The following is a 17,322-nucleotide window of genomic DNA, read 5'->3' as shown; positions in this document are numbered from 1 at the left end:
GGCGCCGCGCACCCGGCCGCACGCTCGACCGCAACCATGGTCAGATGTGCGGCGTGTCAACCGGTGGGACGCCTTTGGTCCGTCCCCGATCGGAAGGCGAGGGGGGCCCGATGACGCAGGAGCAGACCGGGGACACGACATCGCAGACGGGACCGGGCACGAGGCGGCCCAGGACCGTGCGAGGCCATGCGCTGCGCTGGGTGTTCCGCATGGTCATGGCTGCCCTGATCCTGCTGCTCGCCATGCGCACCTACGAGGAAACGGGCGTCGCGCACGCGCGGTCGAACGGGTCGCTGCAGATGGCCGAGGCCACCATCACGAAGCTGACGTCCCACACGACACGTGGCAGCAACGGCGGAGGCCAGGACGGCAGTAACGGCGTCTGGATCGTCACCACCAAGCACACGATCGAGCTGCGCGTCGGTGACGAGACGAAGACGGTGGACGGCGTCCCGGATGATTCCGCGAAGGGCCTTGAGGAGGGACAGCGGGTCGCGGCGGGCCTGTGGCACGGGCGGGTCGTGGAGATCGACGGACGGACCATGTGGCTTGGATGGCATCCGGGGGGATGGGACATTCCGCTGGTCGTGCTGTACCCGTTGATCATGGGGTATCTGATCGCCCTCACTCTGAACGTCGTCGCGTTCCTGGCCGGTCTCGGCGGCCGCGTACGGCTGGAGCGGCAGCAGCGGCTGGGGCCTGCGGGGTTCGGGTTCCTGGTCGGAATGGCGGCGATCCTCGTACTCATCGTGTGCGCGGTGTTCGGGAAAGGCATCGCGTACTGGCCGTCTGTTCCCATTGGCGCCGGAACCGTCGCCGCGCTGGTGGGGCTGAGGGGAGCGCTCCGGCGGGCATCACCCCTTCCATGACCGCGACCAGCCGCTGCTTCGGCCCTTCGGCCGGTGATGCAGGCACCCTCATGCCGGCGGCGCGTGGATGCCCGCCGGAGCGCGTTGAGCACGTGGGCCCCCGCGCCTTCGATGGGCGCGCCGGCAAGGGCGGCGGTGTACCCGTCGGCGCGGTGTCCGCGCGCCCGGGATCGCGCAAGACCGCCGTACGGAGGCCGCGGGGCGACCATCGCCGCGGGCGGGATCGTCGCCCAACGGCAGGCGTTCTCGCCCAAAGCGTGCAGCAGGACAAGCAGGGCAACGTCCGGCGGGCCCGACACCTGATAGGTCAGCCGGACCCCTCCCACGTCGACCGAGCGGCGATCAACCAGGGCCGGAGATTATGTGCAGGGGCCTGCCGGAGGTCCGCCGTTCACCGGCGGCCGAACCCCCTACCTGTCGGCACCTCGAATTCTCCAGCCACACAACTCTTCAATGGCCGACCACGGAGCTATCACTTTGCTGGGCCCTGGTGCGCGCGGTGGTGGCTGGGCAGGCTACTTTGCTGGGGTGAGTCTTCTTGATGATGTGGCGGAGCGCGATGGTTGGCGCTGCTGGGTGTGTGACGAACCGGTCGACCCCGACGAGTCGGTGAACGATCCGCGGGGGCCCAGCGTCGACAGCCGGACCGCCGACCGGAAGGCCAAGGTGGTCGAGCGGCTTGCGCACCGTGGGTGCAACTCCCGTAAGGGCGCGGTCAAGGTGGTTGTCGCCTGGCCGGAGCGTCTGTACGTGGTCGAGCCCGCGCCGCTGATCGCTGTTGCCCAGCGGCTGGAGCGCAAGGGCGGCCGCGAGATGGTGGGCCGTTGTCCTACCAAGCGGGACGCCCAGGAGGCGGCCGATTGGCTGGTGGACCGGTTCTCCCGGCTGGTGCCGGGGGTGCCGGTGACCGCTGACGTGGAGGCGGGGGGCGGCCAGTTCCTCGTCATCCTGACCGCAGGCCGCCGCTGACCGGGGATCACCGGCGGATCCGTACGTCGAGCTGACCCGCCGGCCGCAACGCGTCGGCCAGTTGCCGGGCGGTGCGGGCCGTCGGGCGCGCCGAAGCGCTCGGCTGCCTCCACCGCGTCGCGGGCCCCGGCACCGCACGCCGGTGTGGTGTCCCCGTATGTGATGCTGAGCTTCGTTCTCAACCACCTCGGTCTTGATCATCGGCGTTCAGGTGGTCACTCGTTGGAGTGATCGCAGGAGATATCGCGGGCGCGGCCGTGTCGAGTTTCCGCTTCCCGCTCCCGGCTGCTGCGCGGATGCCGAAGCCGCGCTGCACCTACCGCCCTCTACCCGAGCGTGAGCATCGCCTGGGCTACCTCGCCGGCCGCCGCATCGGGGATCGCAGTGGCGGTCTCCTTGAGGACGAGCAACTGCGCCCCGGGGATCTCGCGCGCGATCGCCTCGCCGTTGCCGACGGGGAAGAAGGGGTCGCGGTGGCCGTGGACGACGAGCGTGGGGACCTCGATCTCGGGCAGCCGCTCGCGCCAGCGGGGTGTGCAGTCGAGCTTGGAGAACACCATGCCCATCTGGTTGGCCATCTGGACCGGGGGCGCGGTGCCGGGCGTGCGGTCCCAGATGCGCGCGGCGATCGTGCGCGCGGCGGCGGGGTCGTTGCCGAGGATCTCCGCGCCGGCGGCGGCGAACTCCGCGACCGCCTCGCGGTCGGTCCAGTCGGGCATCGGACGGGTGAACAGCCGGCTCATCGTCGCCCGGTCATGGTCGGGGAGGCCATCGTCGGGCGGGCCGGGCGCAACCGCGCGGGTGCCGGCCAGGGTGAGCGCCGAGAACGCGGCCGGATGGTCGAGCACGGCCACCTGGGCGACCATCCCGCCGACGCCGATCCCCGCGAGGTGCGCGGGCCCGCCGCCGAGCGCTTCGGCAAGAGCGGCCGCGTCGGCGGCGAGGTCGCGCAGGGTGTAGGCGGGCGCCAGCGGGTCCGCCGTCGTCGACTCCCCGCTGTCGCGCAGGTCGTAGCGCACCACGCGGCGCCCGCCGGCAGCGAGGCGCTCGCACAGCGCGTCGGGCCAGGAGAGCATCGTCGTCCCGCCCGCGAGCAGGACCAGTGGTGCGTGATCGTCACCGAACGACTCGATGCCCAAGGTGATTCCCTTGGCGTTGACGGTTGTCATCGGATCACCGCAGGACGTCGCAGGGCAGGTACGGAGCGGTCGAGGTCGTTGTCGGGGCCGGGGTCGGGCCCGGCCACGAAGCCGTCGAGCCAGACCGAGAGGTCAGCGATGATTCGAGTCATGTAGGAGCAGACCCGATCCTGCGCCCAAACTCATCGCTCACGCTGGAAGCGTGTGGGTGAGTCTGGGGCAAAGCCGGACCGGGCCCGCGCGGTGGCGGTGCCGTGGAGACGGGTCCGGGTCACGATGTGCGAGCGGGTGGCGACGAGCGCGAAAGCGGGCGCCGTCGCAGCGATGAGTCTTCGGGCGCGCACCGGTCTGCCTTTCGACCGGTACAACCGATTCATCGGGAGCAAGGCATGGGCCTCATCCACATCGAACTGTTCTCAACCCTCGACCTCGTCGGGCAGGCGCCCGGCGGCCCCGACGAGGACCCGGAGGGATTCCCGTTCGGCGGCTGGCAGGTGCCGTTGCTGGACGAGGTCTCCGGGGCGCAGGTCGATGCCGCGTACGAGGGCACTGACGCCCTCCTGCTCGGCCGGCGGACGTATGACATCTTCGCCGCCTACTGGCCGAACCAGAAGGACGGCGCGGAGACCGAGTTCGCCACGCTCTTCAACAGCGTCCCGAAGTACGTGGCCTCCCGCGGCAAGCCCGACCTCTCGTGGGCGGGGTCCACGCAGCTCGGCCCGGATCTGGCCGGCGCGGTGCGCGAGATCCGCGATCGGCACGAGCACGTGAGGGTCGTCGGGAGCCTGAACCTGGTGCAGACGCTTCTGCGCGAGCAGCTCTTCGACCGACTTGACCTGTGGGTACACCCCATCGTGCTCGGCGGCGGGAAGAAGGTGTTCGACGGCGGTGCGGTGCCCACGAACGTCACGCTCCTCGAACCGCCGGTCGCCAGCCCGAAGGGCACCGTCTACCTGCGCTACGGGCTCGCCGACGGCACGCCGGGGACGGGGGACATGAGCGCACTCGATCAGGCTGCCGCGGGCGACGACTAGCCTCCCGCGCCAAGTGCGTCCGCCGCCGCTGCGGTCCAGCACGACCCCGTCGACCCCGTACGGGAGCAGCGCAGGGTCAGATGTCGAGGAAGCGGACGTCCTTGGCGTTGCGCTGGATGAAGTGGCGGCGGGCTTCGACGTCCTCGCCCATCAGGACCGAGAAGAGGTCGTCGGCGACGGCTGCGTCATCGAGGGTGATCTGGCCCAGGACCCGATGGTCCGGGTCCATGGTGGTGACGCGCAGTTCCTCGGCGTTCATCTCGCCCAGGCCCTTGAAGCGCTGGATGGAGTCGTCCCTGATCCGGCGGCCGTCCTGCCGGCCCCGTTCCAGGAGCAGGTCGCGTCCGCGGTCGGAGTGGGCGTATTCGATGTGGTCCCGGCTCCACTTGATCTTGTACAGCGGGGGGCGGGAGAGGTAGACGTGGCCCTCCTCGATCAGTGGTCGCATGAAGCGGAACAGGAAGGTCAGCAGCAGGGTGTTGATGTGCTGGCCGTCGACATCGGCGTCCGCCATCAAGATGATCTTGTGATAGCGGAGTTTGGCGATGGTGAAGTCCTCGTGCACGCCGGTGCCGAACGCGGAGATGATCGCCTGAATCTCCTGGTTGTGCAGGACCTTGTCGATCCGGGCCTTCTCCACGTTGAGGATCTTGCCGCGGATCGGGAGGATCGCCTGGTACTGCGGGTTGCGGCCGGATTTGGCCGAACCGCCGGCGGAATCTCCTTCGACGATGAAGATCTCCGACATCGCCGGGTCGTTCGACTGGCAGTCCGACAGCTTGCCCGGCAGCGCCGCCGTTTCCAACAGGCCCTTTCGGCGGGTCAGGTCGCGCGCCTTGCGGGCAGCGACCCGGGCCGTGGTTGCCTGGATGGCCTTGCGCACGATGTCCGCAGCCTCGTTCGGGTTACGGTCGAACCAGTCGGCCAGATGCTCGTGGACGACCTTCTGCACGAAGGTGCGCGCCTCGGAGTTGCCGAGCTTGGATTTGGTCTGGCCCTCGAACTGCGGCTCGCCGAGCTTGACCGAGATGATCGCGGTCAAGCCCTCGCGGATGTCCTCGCCGGAGAGGTTCGCGTCCTTCTCCCGCAGCAGCTTCTTCTCCCGCGCGTGGCGGTTGACCACGGTGGTCAGGGCCGCGCGGAAGCCCTCCTCGTGGGTGCCGCCCTCATGGGTGTGGATCGCATTGGCGTAGGAGTAGACACTGTCGGCGTACTGGCCATTCCACTGCAGGGCGACCTCAACCGACAGCAGCCGTTCCGTGCCCTCGGCCGCGATGGTGATGACCGAGGGATGGACCGGCTCGCCCTTGCGAGAATTGAGGTAGGCGACGAAGTCGGTGATGCCGCCGTCGTACCGGTAGGTGACCGTCTTCGCTGCCGGGTCCGAGTCGACGTTGTCGGCCGCGGCCGTCGCGCGCGCGGAGGGCCGTTCGTCGGCCAGGGTCAGGGTCAGCCCGCGGTTGAGAAAAGCCATCTCCTGAAAACGCCTGGCGAGCGTCTCGAACGAGTATTCAGTGGTCTCGAAGATGTCGCCGTCTGCCCAGAACGTCAACGAGGTGCCCGTACGCGAAGTGGCCTCGTGCCGGGCCAGTTGGGCGGCGGGAGCACCGTGCCGGTAGTCCTGCGTCCACCGGTAGCCGTCGGTCCAGATCTCCGCCGACAGCCGGGTCGACAGCGCGTTGACCACCGACAGGCCCACGCCGTGCAGGCCGCCGGAGACCGCATACCCGCCATCCCCGAACTTCCCGCCCGCGTGCAGCACGGTCAGCACGACCTCGATGGCCGGCCGCTGCTGCTCCGGGTGCATTCCGACCGGGATGCCGCGGCCGTTGTCGACCACCCGCAGGCCACCGTCGGCCAGGATCGTCACGTCGATCCGGTCGGCCACCCCCGCCAGTGCTTCGTCCACGGAGTTGTCCACGAGCTCCTGCACCAGGTGGTGCAGCCCCCGCTCTCCCGTGGAGCCGATGTACATCCCGGGCCGCTTGCGTACGGCGTCCAGGCCGTCGAGAACGGTGATCGTGTTGGCGTCGTACGCCGCCGCCCCCACATGGCCGGACTGCAGGGATCCGGGGGAACCGATGGTGGTGCGAGTGGCGTAAGTGGTCACGGATGCTCTCTTTCGGGCATGGCAGACCGCGCTCCGGCACCACGGTGCGGGAGCAGTCGGACGGCTGGTGGAGACAGGCAGCCCAAACAAGGCCCAGAGGCTCACCAGCCTCGGGCCCGTTGACCGCCGGGACGTTGTCCAGAATATCGGAGATGCCCCTCACCCGAGGGCGAGAGGGCAACCATGCGCCACCGTGCGGCCCGTAATCCACCTAAGACAATCCCCCCTGCCTTGAGTCCCTGAAAATGCGACAGATGGGCGCTCAGGGCACTTCTTGGCGCCTTTCCGCGCAGAGACCCAGGCACTATTTTCGGCGTCACCCTCCGCGGTCATCAGTTGCGCTACGTCAGGCCACCAGCCCCGGCTTCCCGTCGAAACCTGCCCGGCGGAGGGTGCCGTCCGGGTCCGACGCGGGGTGTACAAACCGGTCGTGCTCGAAGACGTTCCCGCGCTACCAGGGACTATCCGAAGGTCCCGCCCCAGATGCGACGGCTGTGCGCGGCTGCAGCGATCGAGATGCTGTGATGTTGGTGGCGGGCCGCGGTCTGCCCCGGTAAGTTAGTGATCTTCGGGCGGTGCGACCTCCCGGAGTCCTCGAAGGCGAACGTTCATGCTGACCCTCGACCAGTCCCACGCCCGACTTCGCCTCGACGCCGCACTCGACGGCCTGGCAGCCACCTTCCGGGGTATGACCGCCCACCCCGACGAGATCAACTGCGACTGCCACTGGGGCAGCGCCGAAGATGTTGCCCAGCTCAAGGTGGCAGACACCGAGCTGGACCCCGATCTCCTACGGCGCACCTGGCAGGCCACCGACTGGAGCGACCAGGCATCCGTCCTGCGCAGGATTCTGCCCCAGTTCGCCACGGCCCTCGTCAGTGGCCTGATCGAGTCCACCTTCGGTATGGAGACGGTCGGGCGCTCATTCATACTCGGCCGCTGGCAGCAATGGCCCCCTGAGCAGGCCGCGGCAGTCGAGGAATTCCTGCACGCCTGGTGGACGTACACGCTCACCGACCCGGAACCCGCCATACCCGCGTACGAGGTCCTCATCCTGGGCGCCGAGGCATCGGGCGCACTGAGCCCGTGGCTGCGCACCTGGGAAGCAATGACCGGGCCCGCGGCGGACCAGCACCTGGTCGAAGCGGCGACGCGGTGGGAGTGCGACCTGCTCAATGACGAACTGCCGTGGGAAGCTTGGGAGAACGGGGAGCAGATGCGGGCCGAGCTGACGGTCTGGCTGCTCCGCCATGCTCCCGCCCGGCTACGTGCCATTGGCGCATCCGAAGAACTGCTCCACCGGATACGGCTGCTCGGGGTCACCGGTCCTGACCGCTGGGGTGACCCGCACTGGGCCGACCACCGCTGCTGATCCACCGAACGACCTTGGTGGAAGCCGGTGCGTCGGAGCGGACCGCATCACAAGATCCCCGACGCAGCCCGCAATTCTCTACCGGGCCCAAGGTGGCTGGCACAGATGACCAGGCACGCAGACCCGACGGGTGTTGCCGGACACCTTCTCTCGACGCGACACAGGGGCCCGACGGTCCCGGGGACTCGGGCCGCGGACGCGAGGGGCCGGCCTCGGTCATCGGAGTCGGTCGGCGGCGACGTCGCGGGGAACGACGCCGCTCTCCGGCGCCCGACCTGCGGTCACAGCTCGGTGTGACCGATTGTCAGTGACGGCGACTACGTTGAGATCACTGAAGATCGGCCGCACTGGCCGGTTCGTGGGAGGGGTGTGCCATGGCGGCTGCGCAGGCGGAAGTGACGACGTATTTGGAGCTGTCGCAGGACGATGGCGGGGCGCACAAGTTCTACGAGGTGACCGTCAATGGCACAACGGTTTCCGTGCGATATGGGCGGATCGGCGCAGGCGGACAGCTTCAGGTCTCGACGTTCCCCACGGCGGAGAAGGCGAAGGCCGCAGCGGCGAAGAAGATAGGTGAGAAGATCCGGAAGGGATACGCGCCCGCAGTGCCCGGGCAGCGCGCCGCGCGTGCGGTGACACGACGCGAGGTGACCTCGGCACCCTCCACGGCGCGGGCGACGGCGCCGGTGCTGTGGCGGTTCCGCACGGGCGATTCAGCCTTCGGGATCCATATCGACGAGGACCGCTGCTGGGTGGGCAACCAGCGCGGCGATGTCTACACCCTGGGCCACGACGGCGAGGTACTGGCCCGGTTCTCCCTGCCGGACGGGGTCAAGTGCCTGGTGGCGGACGACTTCTGGATCTATGCGGGGTGCGACGACGGCAAGGTGTACGACCTGTCGTCGAAGGTGCCCTTCGCCGCCTATGAGATCGCCGACGACGTGGACATCTTCTGGCTGGACATCCACGAGGGCGTGCTGAACGTCGCCGACCGCGACGGCGGTCTGACCGTCATCGACCACGAGGACGAGTTCCAGTGGTCGCGCAGGTCGGGGGGTTCGAGCGCGTGGATGGTGCGGGCGGACGACCGTGCGGTCTTCCACGGGCACAACCACGGGGTGACGGCCTACGCGGCCGACGGCAGCGGGGAGTTGTGGCACACCCGGACCACGGGGAACGTGCTGTTCGGGTGGCAGGAGGACACCGCTGTGTACGCGGGCACGGGGCGGCGCGTGGTGGAGCGGCTGTCGAAGGGGACGGGCCGGATCGAGGCGACGTACGCCTGTGACACCGCGGTGTACTCCTGCGCCACGTCCCAGGGCGGCCAGTACGTCTTCGCGGGCGATTCCGCCTCCTCGGTCTACTGTTTCGACGCCGACGGCACCCGGCTGTGGAAGCTGGGCACGGGCGGGGGCTCAGCGCTGTCGATGCAGTACCGGGACGAGAAGCTGTACATCGTGACTACGGACGGCTCGCTGGCCTGCATCGACGCCAGCGCGGCGGCGATCGCGGCGGCGCAGACCGGCACGGTGCCGGTGGCCAGGGATGTCAAAGAAGCAGCCGCGCTGCCGACTTACACCCCGTCCGCGACCCTGGCGACGGTGAGCGCGGTGCCCGCGCCGGGGGCCGGGATCGTCGTGGAGTGCGTACAGGTTGCCGGGCGGCTGCGGGTCCATGTCGTCTCGGACGGCTATGAGCCGACGTGGCACGTCCAGTTCCCGCGCTCCATACGGCAGGTCGGCGCCCGCTATGTGGTGGACGCGCTGCACACCTCGTCGGGTGGTTTCTACCGGGTGCGCGGCGAGATCAAGCAACTGGTGTAAGCCTGCGGACGGTGCCCCGGCCTCCTGCTCCCCTTCCAGGCCGGGCTGTCCGCGTCGACCTGCGTGCCGCGGCCTCGTGCGGCGCCGGGTATGCCACATGGTCGAGGGCGCGTGCGGTGGCGTTGCGCGCTGAGCTTGGCTCACCCAGGGCAACTCACCCCCCTGGCCACTGTTCTAGGGTGGGTTGATGCGCTCACCTCGTATGGACCGCCCGGATGATCTTGACGTGGTTCGCGCGTCTTATGACCGGGTGGCGGACAACTACGCCCACCTGGTGGTGACGACGGGTATGGGCGATATCCGGCGTCAGCCCTGGCTCAAGGCGTCGATCGACGCCTTCGCCGATACTGTGGGCGAGCTCGGGCCCGTCCTCGACGTCGGCTGCGGCCCCGGCACGGTGACCGCGTACCTTGCCGAGCGTGGACTCGACGTATCCGGAGTGGACCTGTCTCCCCGCATGATCGACAACGCGCGTCGCCTGCATCCGCAATGCCGCTTCCGTGTCGCCTCTGCCACCGAGCTCGACCTCGATCAAGCGTCCCTGGGCGGCGTGCTGGGGTGGTGGTCGCTGTTCAACCTCCCCCGCGCCGTCCTCCCGCAGGTCCTGGCCCATGTCACGCACGCCCTCAAGCCCGGCGGGCACTTCATCACCGCCACCCACGTCGGGGACCAGGACGCGGTACGCACCGAGGCTTACGGGGGAGTACCCGTTCGTTGGACGACGCACCAGTGGCAGCCGGAGCAGCTCGTGGACCTGATCGAGCAGGCAGGACTGCGCCCGGTCGCCGAACTGCGGCTGCCCGCGGATGAGCAGAGCGGGCCGGGTCTGGTCGTCATGGCGAAGCGCCCCGCCTGAGGAGCAGACTCCCGGGTGGGGGAGCCAGGCACCCACACCCCTACCTGCCCGGGCTCACCGGCCCGGCGTCCCGCCGGGGAGGGTTTCCGTCCGGTAGGCGATCCACCACCCTCGGTCCTTCCCTCAGCTCCGCGCAGATCGAGGCCACCGCGCCGTGCCCCCACGGGCCCAGGAGGACCTGGTCAAGCCAGACCTGCGACGTGGTGACGAAGGCGGGCCCCGGACCGTGGCTCTCCAGGCTTATCCCGGTGCACATGCACGGTCGTCGGCAGTGCCTGGCTGTTCGGGCGGTTCGGAACCTCGATGATCGCGTGCGGGCCGCATGGCTGGGTTCGTCCTTCTCAGCCCAGTTGCTCGGCCAGTCCGACGATGATGCCTTCCGGGCCGCGGAGGTAGCACAGCAGGTAGCTGTCCTCGAACCGGGCGATCTGGCCGATGAGTTCGGCGCCGTGTGGGCGCAGGCGGGCGACGGTGTCCTTGATGTCGTCGACGGCGAACATGACGCGGTGCGTGCCGAGAATGTTGTGCGGCCGGTTGCGCGGCCCGTCGCTGATCACCGCGGGGTTGTGGTACTTCGCCAGCTCGAGTCGGCTGTGACCGTCCGGGGTCCGGACCATCGCGATGTCACAGCGGACGCCGTCGAGTCCGGTGCACTGGTCGGCGAACAGGCCCTCGACCTGTGCCCTGCCCTCCAGCTCCAGACCGAGTTCCACGAAGAACGCGATGGCGGCATCCATGTCCTCGACGACGATGCCGACGTTGTCCATCCGCTGAACAGCCATGCTGGTTTCTCCTTCTTCCGTGTGCGGCCGGTAGTGGCCGCTGATGTCCCTGGGACGGAGCTGGTGGCCCGTTCTCGACATCCTCGGGCCGCCGAACTGAGAAAAATCTGGATCGCGCCTCAGCGCCGCCCAGCAGGCTCGCGAGCCGGACGCCACGGGTCTCCCTTGGTGGGCGGAGTTTCTCGTGCCGCTCGCCCTCACCGCACCCGTCCAGAGCCCGCCGTGCGGCGCCGGCGCGAGCGGGGGCCGCGCTGACCGCGGCCAGGAAAGGCAGGCAGCGGCGGCGTCGGCTGCCCCACCGATGGCCGCCGTAGTCGACAAGGGCGTCTCAGCGGTCAGCGATGCCCGCGGTTGTGCTGCCGTAGGGCGGTGAGCGCTCGACCGGCTATCTCCTCGGGCGTGCCGACAGCGTCGACCGTGACGAGAAGCTCTTGCTCGGCATAGTGCCGGGTAATGGGCTCTACCATCGCTTCGTGCCTGCTGAACCGATCGCGGACGGTGCTCTCCTGGTCGTCCTGACGCTGGTAGAGATCGCCGCCGCAGACGTTGCAGACGCGCTCGGCGGCAAGATGGTCCGCTGCTGGCTCGCAGGGGTGGGCCGTGTCGTTGGAGCAGACGCGACGGGAGGCCTGGCGCCGGACGTGGCGCTCCACCTCCTGTTCGGGAAGGTGAAGGTGCACCACGGCGTCGAGGGGCGAGCTGAGTTCGTGAAGCAGTTCGTCCAGGGCCCGTGCTTGGGTGGTGTTGAGAGGGTGGTGGTCGATCAGGAAGCCTGCAGGGGCCTCCCGGCGCAGGTGGTCGCGGACGGTCGCGGCCAGGAGCTCGTCCGGGGGTAGCTCGCCGGAGTTCATGCTCTCCATGAACCGGATGCCCAGCTCGGTGCGCTGGCGGACGTGAGCGCGCACGAGATCGCCGAAGCTGATATGTGGCACTGCCAGGGCCTGAGCCAGCGAATTGCCGGGCGTCTCCCACAGCCACGCCGGCGGTTGCAAGATGACGACACGCATCAGCTCACCCCCCAGCTGCGCAGCTGCTGGGCGACGCCGGCTGCGGTCGAGCGTGGGTCGTACAGTTCGCGCGCCAGCGCGGTGAGCTGCTCACGGGTGGGGTCGACGGGGACGCCGCTGGCGTTCAGATACATCGTGGCGACGGTGCAGGCGACCGTGAGGTTGGAGCGCTCCAGCCAACGGCACCGGCCGAGGGTATGCACCAGAGCGGCGGCGCGGGCGTAGGGGCCGCCGTAGACGGGTTGCTCAAGGAGTTCCGCGCGGTGGCGGGCGACTGCCGCGATCGGCACTCCGAGGTCGTCCGGGGTGGGATCGCGGTGACCGGCACGTTCGGCGGCTTCCAGGATCCAGGACAGGTCGACGTGCAACGCCATGCTCACGCAGCAGCGTCCCGGGTGCTCGGGGCCGGCGTGTGCTGTGCGTCGAGGTCGGCTTCCAGGTTGTCGAGGAAGTCACCGTGGGTGTCGATCAGCCGCTGGGCGGCGGCCATGCCGGCCGCGCGGGCGCCGCTGGTGTCCTCGGCGATGAGGCGCTCGATGTAGCGGTTGAAATCCAGGCCACGGGCGGCCGCGGCGTTCTTGCCCGCGGCAAGCACGGTGGGCTCCAACCGCAGCTGAGTCTGCTTCTTGTCACTGCTCACCCCCTGAAGGTAGCAGGGTGGTAGCAGGTGTGTGAAGGGCTGACAGGCCAAGCCGTCCCTCACCCGGGGGACTGCGGCTGATCCTCCGGCGCTATGCCCGAAGACGTGGCTGGGCGGCAGGCTACGGACCATCGGGGACTCCGAGACCGCCGGCCGGCCGGACGGCGTCCTCCGTCTCGAGGATGGCCACCGTGCCCACGACGCCGGAGTGCACCGGGCTGTCACTCGCCCAGCGGCTGTCCGAGCACGCCCGCACTGCCTGGCCGCAGCTGACGGACCGCCATGTCGCTGACCTGGCGGGCGATGTCGGTCCACAGGGCTGCGGGGAGGTCGTGGCCGACGCCCGGGTAGGTCACCAGGCGGGCGCCGTCGATGGCCCGGGCGGTGGCGCGGCCCGCGCTGACACGCAGGATGGATCGGGTCCTGCTCGCCGTGCAGGACCAGGGTGGGCCTGCGCAGGTCCTTGAGCCTGGGTCCGTGCCACTGGGCGCCGATCTGGCGGCTCTGTGCCTTGTTGTCGCGCGGGCCGCTGTCCACGTCGGCCTCGACCCAGGCGCGGGCCGCGGCCTCGTCGAAGGGGTAGCCGGGGGATGCGATGCCGCGCCAGACGGTGAGGGCGGCCTCGATGTCGCCCTCGCGGCCCTCGGGGAACTTGGTCCGGGCGAGCTTGGCGAGCAGGCCGAACCGCAGGTAGCGCAGGACCCCCAGGCCGGAGACGTCGCTGGGCAGGGCCGCCGAGGAGGTGACGCTGAGCACCCGGTCGGGGTGTCGCAGCGCGATCCGCTGCGCGATTGCGCCGCCGAGGGAGTGGCCGAAGACATGGGCTTTCTCCCAGGCGAGTTCGTCCAGCACAGCGATGGCGTCGTCGGTCATGTCCTCGGAGGTGTAGGCGTCCCCGCGCTTGGCGAACAGCGCTTTGAAGGGGTTGGTGGTGGCGGTGTCCGGCATCCGGGTCGACTGGCCGGCGTCGCGCTGGTCGTAGCGGGCCACGGCGAACCCGGCGTCGCCGAAGGCCTGGCACAGCCCGGCCGGCCACCAGAACCGGGCGGTGGCCAAGCCCATGATGAGCAGCAACGGTTCGCCCTCAGAGCCCTTCAGTTGGTCGAAGGCCACCTGCACGTCGCCGTTGTGCGCGTACCGGGTCGGCGTCCACTCCTGCTGCGGCTGCATCTGGGGCATGTCGGCTCTCTCCCATTTACTGCGATCCATGTTCGCAGTTCATATGGCCTAAGGTACTGCATACGCCGTTCGCAGAACAGGAGGGGCCATGACCGAGCCGTCCGCCCACAGCATCTGGCTGCGCCCCGAACGCGCCGGACGCGGCCCGACGCCCACGTTCGACCGCGACCGCATCGCCGCCGCCGGGATCGCCCTGGGCGACGCAGACGGCCTGCCCGCCGTCACCATGCGGGCCGTGGCGGTCGCCCTCGGGGCCGGGCCGGCATCCCTCTACCGCTATGTGGCCACCCGCGACGAACTGCTGGAACTGATGATCGACCAGGTCAACGGCGAGATCTCCTACGCCGCGCTCGGCTCCGGACACTGGCTCGACGACCTGCTCGCCCTGGCCCGGCAGAGCAGGAGCGTCTACCTCGCGCACCCATGGCTGCTCGACGCGACCGCGACGAGGACCCCGGTGGGACCGCACGCGGTCACCTACCTGGAGCACGCCCTGGCCGCACTGGCCGACCTCGACGTCAGTCCCCGGACCAAGCTGGAGGCCATCGCGATCCTCAATGCCGTCGTCTCCACTCTGACTCGCGCCGAGGTGATCCAGCGTCTCGCTGGGCAGACCATCCCGCAGTGGCAGCAGGCCCAGACGGAATATCTCACCCAGGTCGCCATGGCGGGCCACCACCCCCACCTCGCCACCGCCCTGACCGGGCAGCCGCCCGAGGCCGAGGATTCACCGGAATCGCTCTTGGTCCGCATCCTCATCCGCGTACTCACCGGGCTCCTTCAGCCCGACGCCATCGGAGCGACCTCCGTGCGCGGTCGCGCGGAGGCAGAGCCACCCGCGGCCAGTCCGGGGTCGACCGCAGCCTCCTGATGCCTCAAAGGATTTCCAGCGCCGACCACTAAGTACTCGGAGCTGGAAGTCCTTCGGGGTCGACTCCGGCCCGCTGCCGCGTGGCGGTGCGTCAGATATCCGGCATATCGAGGTCATGGCCGCAGGCGTGGTCCAAGGCGCCCTCGGGACTACCGTCAGGGGAGAAGTAGTGGGGCGTCAGCGCATGTCTCCGGAAGCGAGGATGGCATTCCCGGTGATCCAGCGCGCGTCGTCGGAAGCCAGGAAGGCGACAAGCGGGCCGTAGTCGTCGGGGTTGCCCGTGCGGCCCAGGGGGTTGCGGCGATCGCCTGTGTCTCCTGATCCGACCCGACATAGCCCATGGCCCTGGTGCCGTCGGTGTCCGACGGTCCCGGCATGATCGCGTTGACACGGATGCCGCGCGGGCCCGCCAGCGTCGGCGGGACGCTGCTGGAGCCCGGTACTTGATCACGGCGGTTGCGCGTGCGCAGACGCGAACCACTGCGCGGCGTCCGGTATGTTCCGTACGGCGCAACGTGCCCATGGGAGCTGTCCCCCGCGCAATCTCCGAAACGAAACATCGTCACCGACGGTGACTGCCCAACGCGGTGTGGAGGGACTCCAGCCATGCGGGCCGAAATGGTGCATCTGTAGCCGCCGGCGTACAAGACGGCCAGCCGCCGACGGGTGAGGGTGACCTGTCCATCAATGGGTGTCGGATGGGTCTCAGGCGATCTGGCAGTGATCCGGAGGACGACCGGTCGGGCGCCGGCGGTCCGAGGCTGGGCTGTTCGACATCCGTTGCGCCGTTCAGGAGCGCGGCGCCGGCGGTACGTCGGACATCCCACGGAGCGTCGTGGGGCGGGCTCCCGACGATGCGATGGAGGATTCTGTGCGCCCGAGCGGCCCCGTTGTCCGGTGTCCGGCGGCGCGGCGGACACCGGCTCTGTCCCGCTCAGGGCACCAGCACGACCCTCCCGAACACCTCTCCCGCGTCCATCTTGTGGTGGGCCAGTGCCGCCTGCTCCAGCGGCAGCACCTCGTGCACGATCGTGCGCAGGTCTCCGAGCGCGGCATCGGCGAACTGGGAGGACCGCACCGCCTGCCGGTCGGGGCCGGGCACGGTGTCGGAGCTGAAGGTGGCGAAGGACAGCGATCTGCGGAAGGCATCCATCAGCCGCATACCGAAGTCTGCCGGCGGCTGCCCACCGACCACGCCCACGGCCACGTACCGCCCGTTGGCGTTCAACCTGTCCAGGAAGACGGGAAGCTGGGGGCCTCCCACGACGTCGATCACCACGTCGAAGCCCGCCGGTGCGTCTCTGTCGCCCTCCCCGGAGCGGTTCAGGACGTGCGTGGCGCCCAGTTCCTTCAGGCGGGTACCGCGCTCGGCCGATGAGGTGGTGACCGCCACCGCGCCCGCGCGGTTCCTGGCTGCGAGCTGGACCGCCGTGATCCCGATGCTGCCCGCCGCTCCGCGCACGAGCACCGTCTCCCCGACTGCCAGACGGGCCCGTTCCAGGGCGAAGTGGGCGACCACGCCGGAGCCACCGAGAGCAACCGCGTCACTGCCGGTCAGGCTGTGGGGAAGTGGCAGCACGTCATCGACCGCGGCGACGGCCTGCTCGGCATACCCACCGGACAGGCCGGTGAACGCCCATGCCCGCCGCCCGATCCACGACACGTCGACGCCCTCTCCCACCGCGGTGACGCGTCCCGCGACCTCACTGCCGAGGAGATGGCCCGCTCGGAAGCCGTAGGCGGCGAGCGCTCCCCGGCGGATCATGGCATCCACCCCGCCCACTCCGATCGCCTCGGTGACGATCCGCACCTGGCCCGGAGCCGGCACGGGCACGGGTACGTCGATGACCTCCAGTCCCTCAGGGTCTCCGAACGTTCTGACAACGACGGCCTTCATCTCTGCTCCTCGGGTCGGTGGACGGACACACGCTGGTACTGCAACCGTGGGTAGCGCATCGGCCCTACCATCGGGGCCGCCGACGGATTGCCGGACGGAGGTGGCGGCACCGCCAACGGACCGTAACGGACGCGCCCGTCCGCCCGGCTGAAGTGAGAGACGATGACCGGCCACTTGCCTCAGACCGTGCGCTGCGACGCCCGCGACAACCGGGCCCGCATCCTGGACGCCGCCCGCTCGGTGTTCGGCGAGGAGGGCCTGAACGCCCCCATGCGCGCCGTCGCCCGGCACGCGGACCTCGCCCCTGCCACGCTGTACCGGCATTTTCCGACCAAGCGGGAACTGATCGAGCAGACCTTCACCGAGCAGCACCGAGCCTGTCACGCCGCCGTCCGCGACGCCCTCGCGGACGCGGACCCGTGGCACGGATTCCAGGACCTGATCAAGCGGATCTGCGACCTGCACGCCCACAGCCGCGGATTCGCCGACGCCTTCATGACGGCCTTCCCTCAGTCCATGGACTTCGCCGCCGACCGCGAGCGGACCTCGCGCGCGGTCACCGAACTGGCCCGCCGCGCCCAGGAGACGGGCGCGCTGCGCCCTGGCTTCATCGTCGATGACCTGATTCTGATGCTCACCGCCCACCAGGGCCTCCAGCACACGCCCCGCCCAGCCCGGCTCACGGCCTCCAGCCGCTTCGCCGCCTACGTGATCGAGGCGTTCCGCGCCGCGCCGGAGTCGGCAGCGCGCACGCGAGCATCACGCGAACAAGGA

Annotated in this window: 16 protein-coding genes and 2 pseudogenes; 8 read left to right on the top strand and 10 right to left on the bottom strand. The window is 69.7% G+C overall.

Translation table 11 applies throughout. The features are described from left to right. The first annotated feature begins 110 nt into the window (after window positions 1-110). Both O3X23_RS26045 and O3X23_RS26040 read left to right on the top strand, forming a co-directional pair. Window positions 111-869, top strand: a complete 759-nt coding sequence (locus O3X23_RS26045; protein WP_269273977.1) for a hypothetical protein — start codon at window positions 111-113, stop codon at window positions 867-869. 528 nt (window positions 870-1,397) lie between these two features. Further along, window positions 1,398-1,838 (top strand): hypothetical protein, encoded by a 441-nt coding sequence (locus O3X23_RS26040; RefSeq protein WP_269273976.1) that lies wholly within the window; start codon window positions 1,398-1,400, stop codon window positions 1,836-1,838. A gap of 326 nt (window positions 1,839-2,164) precedes the next feature. On the opposite strand, the gene O3X23_RS26035 is transcribed toward O3X23_RS26040, so the two are convergent. Continuing rightward, window positions 2,165-3,007 (bottom strand): alpha/beta fold hydrolase, encoded by an 843-nt coding sequence (locus tag O3X23_RS26035; protein ID WP_269273975.1) that lies wholly within the window; start codon window positions 3,005-3,007, stop codon window positions 2,165-2,167. Next, window positions 3,004-3,129 carry a hypothetical protein gene (locus O3X23_RS44305; RefSeq protein ID WP_443047975.1) on the bottom strand — a complete coding sequence of 42 codons (126 nt, stop codon included), beginning with the start codon at window positions 3,127-3,129 and terminating at the stop codon, window positions 3,004-3,006. Before O3X23_RS44305 ends, O3X23_RS26035 begins: the two co-directional genes overlap by 4 nt. A 237-nt stretch (window positions 3,130-3,366) precedes the next feature. On the opposite strand from O3X23_RS44305, the gene O3X23_RS26025 reads away from it, so the two are divergent. Beyond that, window positions 3,367-4,011, top strand: coding sequence for a dihydrofolate reductase family protein (locus O3X23_RS26025; RefSeq protein ID WP_269273974.1), 645 nt, complete (start codon window positions 3,367-3,369; stop codon window positions 4,009-4,011). 76 nt (window positions 4,012-4,087) lie between these two features. Here O3X23_RS26025 and gyrB read toward each other — a convergent pair whose 3' ends face one another. Then, window positions 4,088-6,121, bottom strand: a complete 2,034-nt coding sequence (gene gyrB / locus O3X23_RS26020; RefSeq protein ID WP_269273973.1) for a DNA topoisomerase (ATP-hydrolyzing) subunit B — start codon at window positions 6,119-6,121, stop codon at window positions 4,088-4,090. 610 nt (window positions 6,122-6,731) lie between these two features. On the opposite strand from gyrB, the gene O3X23_RS26015 reads away from it, so the two are divergent. The 3 genes from O3X23_RS26015 (at window position 6,732) to O3X23_RS26005 (ending at window position 10,172) form a co-directional block, all read left to right on the top strand. Beyond that, on the top strand, window positions 6,732-7,493 hold the full coding sequence (locus O3X23_RS26015) for a hypothetical protein (protein WP_269273972.1): 762 nt from the start codon (window positions 6,732-6,734) through the stop codon (window positions 7,491-7,493). Between the two features lie 374 nt (window positions 7,494-7,867). Continuing rightward, on the top strand, window positions 7,868-9,316 hold the full coding sequence (locus O3X23_RS26010; RefSeq protein WP_269273971.1) for a WGR domain-containing protein: 1,449 nt from the start codon (window positions 7,868-7,870) through the stop codon (window positions 9,314-9,316). 187 nt (window positions 9,317-9,503) lie between these two features. Beyond that, window positions 9,504-10,172 (top strand): class I SAM-dependent DNA methyltransferase, encoded by a 669-nt coding sequence (locus O3X23_RS26005; protein WP_269273970.1) that lies wholly within the window; start codon window positions 9,504-9,506, stop codon window positions 10,170-10,172. 341 nt (window positions 10,173-10,513) lie between these two features. On the opposite strand, the gene O3X23_RS26000 is transcribed toward O3X23_RS26005, so the two are convergent. From O3X23_RS26000 to O3X23_RS25980, 5 genes and pseudogenes are all read right to left on the bottom strand, one after another. Beyond that, window positions 10,514-10,954 (bottom strand): VOC family protein, encoded by a 441-nt coding sequence (locus O3X23_RS26000; protein WP_269273969.1) that lies wholly within the window; start codon window positions 10,952-10,954, stop codon window positions 10,514-10,516. A gap of 335 nt (window positions 10,955-11,289) precedes the next feature. Further along, window positions 11,290-11,961 carry an adenylate kinase family protein gene (locus tag O3X23_RS25995; RefSeq protein ID WP_269273968.1) on the bottom strand — a complete coding sequence of 224 codons (672 nt, stop codon included), beginning with the start codon at window positions 11,959-11,961 and terminating at the stop codon, window positions 11,290-11,292. After that, entirely contained in the window at window positions 11,961-12,335 is a 375-nt protein-coding gene (locus O3X23_RS25990) for a fic family toxin-antitoxin system, toxin component (protein WP_269273986.1), read from the bottom strand. The genes O3X23_RS25995 and O3X23_RS25990 overlap by 1 nt, the downstream gene beginning before the upstream one ends. Window positions 12,336-12,337: 2 nt before the next feature. Beyond that, window positions 12,338-12,601, bottom strand: coding sequence for a hypothetical protein (locus O3X23_RS25985; RefSeq protein ID WP_269273967.1), 264 nt, complete (start codon window positions 12,599-12,601; stop codon window positions 12,338-12,340). Between the two features lie 221 nt (window positions 12,602-12,822). Next, window positions 12,823-13,780, bottom strand: a pseudogene (locus O3X23_RS25980) (alpha/beta fold hydrolase). Between the two features lie 88 nt (window positions 13,781-13,868). Here O3X23_RS25980 and O3X23_RS25975 point away from each other — a divergent pair. Continuing rightward, a complete protein-coding gene (locus O3X23_RS25975) occupies window positions 13,869-14,651 on the top strand; it encodes a TetR/AcrR family transcriptional regulator (protein WP_269273966.1) in 783 nt (260 codons plus the stop codon). A 177-nt stretch (window positions 14,652-14,828) separates the two neighbouring features. Here O3X23_RS25975 and O3X23_RS25970 read toward each other — a convergent pair whose 3' ends face one another. Both O3X23_RS25970 and O3X23_RS25965 read right to left on the bottom strand, forming a co-directional pair. After that, window positions 14,829-14,942: a hypothetical protein gene (locus tag O3X23_RS25970; protein ID WP_269273985.1), complete on the bottom strand. Its 114-nt coding sequence runs from the start codon at window positions 14,940-14,942 to the stop codon at window positions 14,829-14,831. Window positions 14,943-15,585: 643 nt separating this feature from the next. Continuing rightward, entirely contained in the window at window positions 15,586-16,548 is a 963-nt protein-coding gene (locus tag O3X23_RS25965; protein ID WP_269273965.1) for a zinc-binding dehydrogenase, read from the bottom strand. A gap of 162 nt (window positions 16,549-16,710) precedes the next feature. On the opposite strand from O3X23_RS25965, the pseudogene O3X23_RS25960 reads away from it, so the two are divergent. Further along, a pseudogene (locus tag O3X23_RS25960) lies at window positions 16,711-17,295 on the top strand (TetR/AcrR family transcriptional regulator); the annotation flags it as partial. Between the last annotated feature and the right edge of the window lie 27 nt (window positions 17,296-17,322).

The organism is Streptomyces sp. H39-S7 (genome assembly GCF_027158205.1).
GTDB lineage: Bacteria > Actinomycetota > Actinomycetes > Streptomycetales > Streptomycetaceae > Actinacidiphila.
This window is presented reverse-complemented; position numbering and strand designations above follow the sequence as displayed.